This is a genomic window from Acaryochloris sp. IP29b_bin.137 (assembly GCF_028285745.1).
GTDB lineage: Bacteria > Cyanobacteriota > Cyanobacteriia > Thermosynechococcales > Thermosynechococcaceae > Acaryochloris.
On the sequence record NZ_JANQOP010000084.1, the window covers coordinates 1 to 8,574 of the forward strand.

The window sequence follows — 8,574 nt, forward strand, 5'->3', positions numbered from 1 at the left end:
CGTGAATAACTTCTGCTTTTTGCGGAATTGCCGACATCTAAGATCACCTCTAGCAGGTTAAAGCGAAACAAGCTCCCTTCCTCTATAGTTCCCAAAAAATAAGACTTTCAAGCATATGATGAGTTCTAGTTTTGGCTGTAAACTAAACAGAGAAGACACGCCCAAGCGATTTTTTCGCCACCAATAAATAATTTCTTTTAGTTTGGAATAGCGGAGAAATTGCAATCATTTCTCACGGGGTGTGTTCCCATACTCTATGGTTTCTGCCAAATGCCTGCAGTGACTGAGGTCAACTCAGCTCGGCAACTTGCATCACATTTGTTTTATTTACCTGGCCTAAATTACCTATGATGCGCTCTTTCGTTTTACCCTCAACCTTTCTGCTGACCTTAGTGCTGATGGTGGGGTTGTTCTTCTTTATTCGCGCTTCGGTGAAAGATCGCACTGAAGAGCTGCAGTGGCTCTCCCCTCAGACCGAAGAAGCGGTTCTGAAAAAGGTGGAAGATTATCTGACGAAGCGGTCCTATCGGCTAACCGCCTTGGACAAAGAATTGGATCAAGTCACCTTTGAAGGGACAGTTCGGCCTAGCGTTGTGTTGGCCTGTTTCCTAACGGCGTTGATGCTAACGGCAACCCTGTGCCTGAGCCTGGTGTTTAGTATCCTCTTTCCCACGGTTGGTTTGGGCTTTACCGTAATCACCGTTTTCTCACCAGTAGCAGGTTGGTTTTACTGGAAAAGAGCCCAACGACCTGAGCAGGTCAGACTAAAAGTCGAATCGGTAGCCTCACCTGCTGATACAAACACTCAAACGCTACTGACGGTGACTGCCCACCGTGATGAAATCACAGCAATGCGCCCAACGCTGAAGACGTTCGGCGTGATTGCATCGTAGCTTTTTCTATTTGATGCTCAATGTGCTGCCTTCAAGCCAATCCTGCATAGAGAAAAGTTGACCGATGTGCACCTAGATCGAGCAGATTAAAGACAGCTAGAGCAAATCAATCCTAAAAACTGGTATCCCTTGTAAGTTTTCGCACACCTTGATGTCCAGCCATCAGGCTGAGGAATTTTGGCTGCTTCAGGTTGAATGCGTTGAATAGCTACTGATTCAATCGAAGGTTAGTAAAAGATTGAATGCTATTCGTCTTCCCAAGTCTCAACTTCTAGAAAACTGGCAATTGGATCTTGCATCGAAAATTCAAAGTCGATTAATTCACCTTTGAGATGAGACCACTTATCGGGAAACAACAAGCCCACCTTCCATAAACTATCGGTTGGCTTGAGCTTTTGAGAATTGACTAACGACTGAACTTGGCGCTGCAACTTACCCATTGGGTGCAGAACCGCCGGAGTCATGGTGGTATTTGTCATATATGGATTGTAGAAAGACTAAGGGAATGGCTGATAGTGCAAACACTAAAAGCGGCTGCATTGCGTTGTTTAGGAAGTGTTCCGCAAGCGGCTCATTTAATTCGCTCACAATCCTAGCACAAGTATTTGAACTTCTTAAATGCTAGATTATTGATTTTTCCTTAATAATCATGTTATTCATAGGGTCCTCAGGACAGAAAACGCAATGCAAATTGGCATTATTGGCTGTGGTGTGGTGGGGGCAGCAATTGCCTTTGAACTCAGTCAGACCCATCAGGTTACTGTGTGGGATGCACGGTCGCCCCATCAATGGCAGGCGACAAGAGCTGCTCTGGGGGTGCTGATGGCGGCGATGACGCCGAAACTAAAGGGCAAACACTTACAGTTACGCTTAGACAGCCTAAGGCTTTACGAAACCCTGATACCTGAGCTGGAAGCGCTTACTAACTTATCCCTGCCCTATAACCGTCAAGGCATTTTGCATCTGTGCTTTGATGGTGATGAGTTGAATCGCTGGTCTAGAACTCAGCAAGCGCGGGCTCAACAAGGCTTTCACCTGGATATTTTGGATCAAGAAAACCTGTTTCAAACCTATCCCCATTTAAGAGCCGCCCATCTTTGGGAGTCCAAAACGTCAGTGGTGGGTGCAATTTACTCCCCGCAGGATCGCCAAATTGATCCCGTTGCCTTATCGACTGCCTTGATTGCCGCGGCTCAGAAAAATGGGGCTGAGTTTTATTTCGATACGCCAATTTCTAGTTTCAAATCGTTACGAGGAGACGATCCCCAGTCTCTCACTGATGTTTGCTCGCCAACCGAAAGCTATCCTGTGGATTGGGTGATTGTGTCGGCAGGGTTAGGATCAACGCCCCTGACCACCACTCTCCAGCAAACCGTACCCATTTATCCAGTTTTAGGGCAAGCGCTACATCTTCGACGTCAGCATCCCCTTGTAGACCCGTTACCTGTGGTCAATGGTGATCAGGTGCATATTGTGCCCCTGAATGCCTCGGAGGTGTGGGTGGGGGCGACCGTTGAATTTCCATCTGAAGTGGGCAGCTCTATCGAGGCCGATCCGGTTCAATTAAAGGAGTTGCATCAACGTGCGATCGCACTTGATGAATCCCTTGCCCATGCCAGCATTCTGAGAACCTGGTCTGGCTTACGTCCTCGACCCCATGAACGGCCTGCCCCTATCATTGAACGGCTCCCAGGCTATGACAATGTGGTGGTGGCCAGTGGACATTATCGCAATGGTGTCCTATTAGCCCCCATTACGGCCCAAAAAGTGCGACAGTTGATATCGAACTAAAGTGAGTTCTTGCCTATGCCCTTCCCCCGAGCGAGTGGCCTTCTCTTACATCCGACGTCTTTCCCCGGTCGATTTGGAGTCGGTGACTTAGGGCCAGAAGCCTATCGATTTGTGGATTTTATGGCCAAGAGTGGTCAGCAGCTTTGGCAGGTGCTGCCTCTGGGGCCAACGGGGTTTGGTAACTCCCCCTATATGTGTTACTCGGCGATGGCAGGCAATCCCCTTTTGATTAGTCTGGAGCAACTGCAAGAGCAGGAGCTATTGCAAGCGGAAGATCTGGAATTAGGCGTGGGCTTTCGACCAGAGACCATCGCCTACGAGCAGGTCATTCCTATGAAGCAGGGACTGCTACGGCTGGCCTACGACAATTTCAAAGCGGGCGTCTTTCCAGAGCTTACTCTCGCCTTTCAGAAATTTTGTCAAACGAGAGCCTGGCTAGAAGATTTCGCCTTCTTTATGGCCCTTAAAGATGCCCATTGGGGAGCGGCTTGGAATACCTGGCCCCATGAGATTGCCCAACGCCAACCTGCTGCTGTAGCGCATTGGCGGCAAAAGCTGCAGTCCGACATTGAGATGCATAAATTTTGGCAATTCCAGTTTTTCCAGCAATGGTCCAATCTGAAACAGTATGCCAACGATAACGGCATTCAAATCATCGGCGATATTCCCATCTATGTGGCCCATAACAGTTCAGATGTCTGGGCCAATCCCGATCAGTTTTTCTTGGATCCAGAAACGGGAGAACCGGCTTTGATGGCTGGGGTACCACCGGATTACTTTAGTGAAACCGGACAGCTTTGGGGCAACCCCATTTACCAGTGGGAGCGGATGGAAAAGCAAGGTTTCAAATGGTGGATTCAGCGCTTTCGCACCATGCTGGATTATGTGGATCTGATTCGGGTGGATCACTTCCGAGGATTTCGGGCGTTTTGGCAAGTCAAGCAAGGGGAAACCACGGCCATGAATGGTGAGTGGATTAAAGCCCCTGGCGATGAGCTGTTCGAAGCCCTCCGGGATGAGCTAGGCAAACTCCCTATTTTGGCCGAGGACTTAGGCATCATCACCCCCGATGTGGAAGCACTCCGGGATAAGTTTGAATTTCCGGGGATGAAGATTCTCCATTTTGCCTTTGGCTCTGGCTCTGGTAATCCATACCTGCCCTACAACCATATTCAGAATTGCTTGGTCTATACGGGCACCCACGATAACAATACGACGGTGGGCTGGTTTCATAATATGCCTGAGCATGAGCGGATCTTTGTGGAAGGCTATATGGGCGGACTGTCAGAGGAAGGGATTCACTGGGATTTAATGCGACTGGCCCTCAGTTCGGTGGCCAATCAGGTGATTATTCCGGTGCAAGATCTGCTGGGGCTGGGCACTGAGGCCCGTATGAACTTACCCAGTACATCAGGGGGCAACTGGGCCTGGCGGTATCGTTTGGGGGGATTGACGGATGCGATCGCAGAACGGTTATTGCAACTCACCGATACCTATGGACGTGCTCCAGCAAGGACCGATGATACCTGGCAATGATCACGAAGGTTACCCTGAAAACTTTACAATACAAGGTTTTCAAGGTTTAGTTGATTTGGGTTCTTAGCTTGCATGGATTTAGATTGCATGGATGCATTCATATCCTGTTATATGGATCTACTCTGTATAACTCAATAGATGGATGTCTCAATCTAAATTGCCTATCAGTACAGTTTTAATTCATGTGAATGATCCAAAAGCTGGACTTGCCTGGTATCAAAGCGCTTTTCCTAAAGCTAAAAAACGGAAGACTACCGAATTCGATTTTGAGTACCTCGATTATGACGGAGTGATGATTGAGGTTGTAGCTGTTGATGACAAAGTTGGTTCTGGTACAGCTGGTTCAGTTGTCTACTGGCAAACAGATGACTTCCAAAAACGAGTAGAGTTTTTGCTGAGTTTAGGAGCTACCTTGTACCGTGGGCCAATGATCATTGAGAACGGCATGAAAATGTGTCAACTGAAAGACTTGTGGGGCAATTGTATCGGTATCAAGGGTCAGTAGTTATTACAGCCACATCCCCATTTGGCTAAACCTAGGCGAACTCGAACTGTAGATAGAGGTTCTGGCCAATAGTCTTGGAGCGGATGGGCGATGATGCAGGCTGCTTTCTGTCCAAGCCTACGGCCTTGCTGCTCGATGGCGCGTAGTTGTCGGTATCGGTGTGGAATGATCAGAGGATATAAGTAATGAGCCAGCCAGGCTGCTGTCTGATAGCTGGGACTATAGTGCTGAGCATCAACAAAAGCCCATACCCCCATTTCTCCGACAAGGCTGGTGTCATATCCTAACAGCACATGAAATACATCATGGAGGAGGGTATAGCGTAGTCCCAGAGATTGGTCTGGCAACTTAGCTATGACGTCTGCGCTAATCTCCAACGGGGTTAGATGGCATTCATCCATATGCTGGGCATAGATCTGCCCAAAGGTTCCTTCTGGTAGGGTTCTTAAGGCTGCTAAGTCAATGGTGGGAAAGCAGGTTTTTACTCTTGAGAGCTTTCCCGCAATCTCTGGATAGGCTTGAGTGCCTAATATTGCAGACTTATAAGCAGCAACGTCCCCCAGTTTGCCTTGGCGATAGGCTTGTACGGCTAAGGAGAAAAAGGAGAAACGCTGCCTGGAGGTTAGCGGATGACTGCGATCCATGTCTTTAGACCTTTTGAGCGAGTAATACCGGCACAGGTCTACATGACAATCGCCGAAAATGCCTGCTTCGACCATGCGGTGATAGTCAGCGACGGACCACAGATGGTCAATGGGTTGAGTAAGGGCAGACTGTGAAAGAGCCATGTGTTGAACGACTATGCACTGAAACTATTTTATCGAGAGTAAGAAAGGCTCCAACTTTGGGCTTAGCTACTGTTTCGGAGTGACGTTTGTTGTGGTAGAGAATATATCGCTGTATCCACGACACATAGCTGTTTGCGTTGGCATTACATCATTAGCCTCGTCAAAGAGTTTACGGGGTGGCATTGAGTGCCTGATAACAACCGATATTGGAACTTATATGGTTATTTTGCCCATTAACATTCTTCATGGTTGCATGACAGATATGCTATAAACGCTTTCCCTGTATTCTTTTTAGGTGATTAATTGCAGTTTTGCATATCGGGAAATTTCCGTAATACGTACTCTTTCTGCTGTGGTGCTAATGTAGAGGAGGCTTGGCTTTAAGAAGCAGACAAGCTATTGATTCATTTCGTGTTAGGAGGAAATTTGCCTTCTAATTATAGTTAGATAGACATGAGTCACTTAGAACTACTGACCGTTGAAGATGTCTTCCAGATTACAGGTCGTGGGGTTGTAGTAGTCCCAGATTTCTCTGTACCAGATCAGTGGGTGGAGCATGAAGAGGTAGTGACGATTCACACCACCTCTGGCGACCAGCGCGAAGCGACTGCATATTTTGAACGCATTCATCTTCAGCTATCTGACCCTAATGCCCCGGTTGATAGACGGTGGCGGATTGTGGTTACCTTTCGGGACCTCAGCAAGGAGCAGGTTCCTCTAGGCTCTAGGATCTTTGCTTCTCGCGATATATGCGAGTTACTTGTTTCCCCATTGAACAAGTCGATACAGATGGAACCCTACGAGTAGCCGCTGATCTCAGCCATTAGAGTCGCCTAACCAGCCCATGCAAGGGACGCTCGGCATAAGCGCCTTAGTTGTTTTAATATATTTCTGCTCGCGCCCCTGATGGCCGAGCCGTTAGGTGGCTAGAGAACTAAGAAGTGGTCGAAACAAGACAACTCAATATCGACGACCTTGAACGAACAGCGATCTTGTTCGACATGTATCGCCAGTTCTACGGTCAGCCGTCGGATCTGGCGGCGGCGCGAAACTTCATATCTGCTCGGTTGGAGAAAGAAGACTCGTTTCTAATTGGTGCCTTTGATTCTAGTAATTGTGTGGGCTTCACTCAGTTGTATCCGAGCTTCTCTTCCGTAGGGATGAAACCGAAACTGATTCTGAATGATATGTTTGTCGTGGAGGAGTTTCGTCGTTCAGGTGTGGCTCGTGCTCTATTAAAAGCGGCGGAGAAGCTTGGCGAGAAATTAGGTGCAGGCGCCTTATTGTTGGCGACACAGAAAGAGAATTCTGCGGCAAGGCAGCTGTATGAATCGGCTGGGTGGATCGCCGAAACCAACTTCATCTACTACAACTTGGCGTTTAGGAATGACACGTAAGATACAGCGGTCTTCACTAAATCCCCCACCACCGACTTGTTATGAATATTGTCTCCAGCCTTTTCTAAACCCAAATTCTTCCGTCGAACTCCCGTTGTAATTGGCAGCTTGTATTTATGACTGAACTCCTTCAACAAGCCTTTGCAAAAGTTTCAAAACTGTCTAACGAACAGCAAGATGCAATAGCATCTCGTCTTCTGACTCAGCTAGAAGACGAACAAGCTTGGCAGGAACGCTTTGAGGCTACCACTGATGCCCAATGGGACAATCTTGCAGCTAGGGTACGGCAGGAAATTGGATCAGATACGCCTGTGCCACTCGACGATTTTTTTCCAATGAGTCAGTGAAGTTGAGTACGACCAAGGACTTTCGTAAGTGGCTGAATCAGTTACCCATTGCAATATAGGAGCAAGCCAACAAAGCATATGGTCTCTGGATATCAGATTTGGGATGTAGCAAATCACTTAGAAACAAAAGAGGACATTGCAGCATATCTTGAAGCGGTTCTTGAAGATGGTGATCCTACCTTGATTACTGCTGCTCTCGGAGATATTGCTCATTCAAGAGGAATGACACGAATCTCACGAGAAATAGGTTTGGGCCGTGAAAGTCTTTATCAAGCACTATTGTTGAGGGCAACCCAGATTTTGCTACTATCCTCAAAGTTTTTCGGGGCTCAGGTTTGTGATTACAGGTAACCCCACTTGAAAGTGAAAGCCTTGCCTAAAAACTCCGTGCACAGGATGCCCAATTCAAACTCTCTATGGGGATTTTAAAAATTCAATTTGCGCCCCTGAGTCAAAACCTTTAGGGGGGAGAGCTGCTAGATACTTTTCTCCACACGCTGGTGATGTTGGCGACTTAGACCTGCCTCTACTGTGGTTATCAGTCTGTCCAATGCTATGGCAGTGAGTTCCAACTGTTGGTTGCTTACTCTTAACATCTCAAGAGCCCGCTGCCTTTCTTCAATGCTTGGAATCGCTGTTTTGTTATTTGCCATCAAAGCCTCCAAACTCGCTTGACCTCTTGAACACTGGCCCAAGACGCATCAGCTGAGGCTTGAGCTTGACTTACTGTTTGGATCAATAATTCCAGCATAGCAGGGTCAACTGTGGGTTGCGACTCCAAAATTCTAAGCAATAATGTGTTCAAACGTGAGTAAGGAGATACCAGACGCTCTCTAGCGTTCTGTAGCTCTTCTAACTCTTCCATTGTTCCAGCTGTTTCACCATGCTGCTCGTAGAGAGTCCACTCAACTGCAGATGCCTCCTCAATTCCTTTAGCAAGTTGCTGAAGCAACTCAAAAATTGTAGATAGGAGACTCTCGGGTAGTTTTGCCATGTACTACGCTTTACATTGTTCATTCCCAAGTAGAATACAGCAGCATGCGTATAACCTACCTCCCACATGCACTTAGGCGATTGCACATAACTACCCTCTCAGCATGGCTGGCTGGTGTAATGCCTGACCAATTCTCACCTGATTTTCTGCGTCTTTTAATCTCTTCTTCCAGTAGTTCCCATGGGGATCGAGCTACCCTGTAGTCAACGCATTGTGACTCTCACTATTTAGAGCAAATTCCTTATGCCCCAGCAACAATTTGGACTGATTGGCCTCGCGGTCATGGGGGAAAATCTAGCCCTCAACGTTGAGCGAAATGGCTT

The 8,574-nt window shown here is 47.5% G+C and carries 11 protein-coding genes and 1 pseudogene; 9 read left to right on the forward strand and 3 right to left on the reverse strand.

The window, feature by feature from the left end; genetic code table 11:
* The first annotated feature begins 350 nt into the window (after window positions 1-350).
* A complete protein-coding gene (locus tag Q0991_RS06175; RefSeq protein ID WP_366524904.1) occupies window positions 351-893 on the forward strand; it encodes a cofactor assembly of complex C subunit B in 543 nt (180 codons plus the stop codon).
* A gap of 245 nt (window positions 894-1,138) precedes the next feature.
* Here the strand turns inward: Q0991_RS06175 and Q0991_RS06180 are convergent, their stop codons facing one another.
* Window positions 1,139-1,357 carry a DUF4327 family protein gene (locus tag Q0991_RS06180; RefSeq protein ID WP_299486478.1) on the reverse strand — a complete coding sequence of 73 codons (219 nt, stop codon included), beginning with the start codon at window positions 1,355-1,357 and terminating at the stop codon, window positions 1,139-1,141.
* Window positions 1,358-1,577: 220 nt separating this feature from the next.
* Here Q0991_RS06180 and Q0991_RS06185 point away from each other — a divergent pair, with 220 nt between their 5' ends.
* The 3 genes from Q0991_RS06185 (at window position 1,578) to Q0991_RS06195 (ending at window position 4,725) form a co-directional block, all read left to right on the forward strand.
* Window positions 1,578-2,684, forward strand: coding sequence for an FAD-dependent oxidoreductase (locus Q0991_RS06185; RefSeq protein ID WP_299486480.1), 1,107 nt, complete (start codon window positions 1,578-1,580; stop codon window positions 2,682-2,684).
* 15 nt (window positions 2,685-2,699) lie between these two features.
* A complete protein-coding gene (gene malQ / locus Q0991_RS06190) occupies window positions 2,700-4,220 on the forward strand; it encodes a 4-alpha-glucanotransferase (RefSeq protein ID WP_299486482.1) in 1,521 nt (506 codons plus the stop codon).
* A gap of 142 nt (window positions 4,221-4,362) precedes the next feature.
* Window positions 4,363-4,725, forward strand: coding sequence for a hypothetical protein (locus Q0991_RS06195; protein WP_299486484.1), 363 nt, complete (start codon window positions 4,363-4,365; stop codon window positions 4,723-4,725).
* On the opposite strand, the gene Q0991_RS06200 is transcribed toward Q0991_RS06195, so the two are convergent.
* Window positions 4,719-5,513 (reverse strand): Coq4 family protein, encoded by a 795-nt coding sequence (locus Q0991_RS06200; protein WP_299486486.1) that lies wholly within the window; start codon window positions 5,511-5,513, stop codon window positions 4,719-4,721. The genes Q0991_RS06195 and Q0991_RS06200 overlap by 7 nt on opposite strands.
* A 453-nt stretch (window positions 5,514-5,966) precedes the next feature.
* On the opposite strand from Q0991_RS06200, the gene Q0991_RS06205 reads away from it, so the two are divergent.
* The 4 genes and pseudogenes from Q0991_RS06205 (at window position 5,967) to Q0991_RS06220 (ending at window position 7,598) form a co-directional block, all read left to right on the forward strand.
* Entirely contained in the window at window positions 5,967-6,320 is a 354-nt protein-coding gene (locus tag Q0991_RS06205) for a hypothetical protein (protein ID WP_299486487.1), read from the forward strand.
* A 134-nt stretch (window positions 6,321-6,454) separates the two neighbouring features.
* On the forward strand, window positions 6,455-6,910 hold the full coding sequence (locus Q0991_RS06210) for a GNAT family N-acetyltransferase (RefSeq protein WP_299486489.1): 456 nt from the start codon (window positions 6,455-6,457) through the stop codon (window positions 6,908-6,910).
* A 116-nt stretch (window positions 6,911-7,026) separates the two neighbouring features.
* Window positions 7,027-7,257 carry a hypothetical protein gene (locus Q0991_RS06215; RefSeq protein ID WP_299486491.1) on the forward strand — a complete coding sequence of 77 codons (231 nt, stop codon included), beginning with the start codon at window positions 7,027-7,029 and terminating at the stop codon, window positions 7,255-7,257.
* A gap of 78 nt (window positions 7,258-7,335) precedes the next feature.
* Window positions 7,336-7,598: pseudogene (locus Q0991_RS06220) on the forward strand (addiction module antidote protein).
* Window positions 7,599-7,909: 311 nt separating this feature from the next.
* Here Q0991_RS06220 and Q0991_RS06225 read toward each other — a convergent pair.
* Window positions 7,910-8,251, reverse strand: a complete 342-nt coding sequence (locus Q0991_RS06225; RefSeq protein WP_299486493.1) for a hypothetical protein — start codon at window positions 8,249-8,251, stop codon at window positions 7,910-7,912.
* Window positions 8,252-8,494: 243 nt separating this feature from the next.
* On the opposite strand from Q0991_RS06225, the gene Q0991_RS06230 reads away from it, so the two are divergent.
* Window positions 8,495-8,574 (forward strand): NAD(P)-binding domain-containing protein (locus tag Q0991_RS06230; RefSeq protein ID WP_299410409.1); only part of this gene is annotated, 80 nt, incomplete at its 3' end.

What these genes read in the sequence shown, in the direction of transcription:
- malQ (WP_299486482.1), top strand. Translation starts at nt 2,700, where the DNA reads ATGCCCTTCCCCCGAGCGAGTGGCCTTCTCTTACATCCGACGTCTTTC.
- Q0991_RS06195 (WP_299486484.1), top strand. Translation starts at nt 4,363, where the DNA reads ATGTCTCAATCTAAATTGCCTATCAGTACAGTTTTAATTCATGTGAAT.
- Q0991_RS06185 (WP_299486480.1), top strand. Translation starts at nt 1,578, where the DNA reads ATGCAAATTGGCATTATTGGCTGTGGTGTGGTGGGGGCAGCAATTGCC.
- Q0991_RS06180 (WP_299486478.1), bottom strand. Translation starts at nt 1,357, where the DNA reads ATGACTCCGGCGGTTCTGCACCCAATGGGTAAGTTGCAGCGCCAAGTT.
- Q0991_RS06225 (WP_299486493.1), bottom strand. Translation starts at nt 8,251, where the DNA reads ATGGCAAAACTACCCGAGAGTCTCCTATCTACAATTTTTGAGTTGCTT.
- Q0991_RS06200 (WP_299486486.1), bottom strand. Translation starts at nt 5,513, where the DNA reads ATGGCTCTTTCACAGTCTGCCCTTACTCAACCCATTGACCATCTGTGG.
- Q0991_RS06205 (WP_299486487.1), top strand. Translation starts at nt 5,967, where the DNA reads ATGAGTCACTTAGAACTACTGACCGTTGAAGATGTCTTCCAGATTACA.
- Q0991_RS06215 (WP_299486491.1), top strand. Translation starts at nt 7,027, where the DNA reads ATGACTGAACTCCTTCAACAAGCCTTTGCAAAAGTTTCAAAACTGTCT.
- Q0991_RS06175 (WP_366524904.1), top strand. Translation starts at nt 351, where the DNA reads ATGCGCTCTTTCGTTTTACCCTCAACCTTTCTGCTGACCTTAGTGCTG.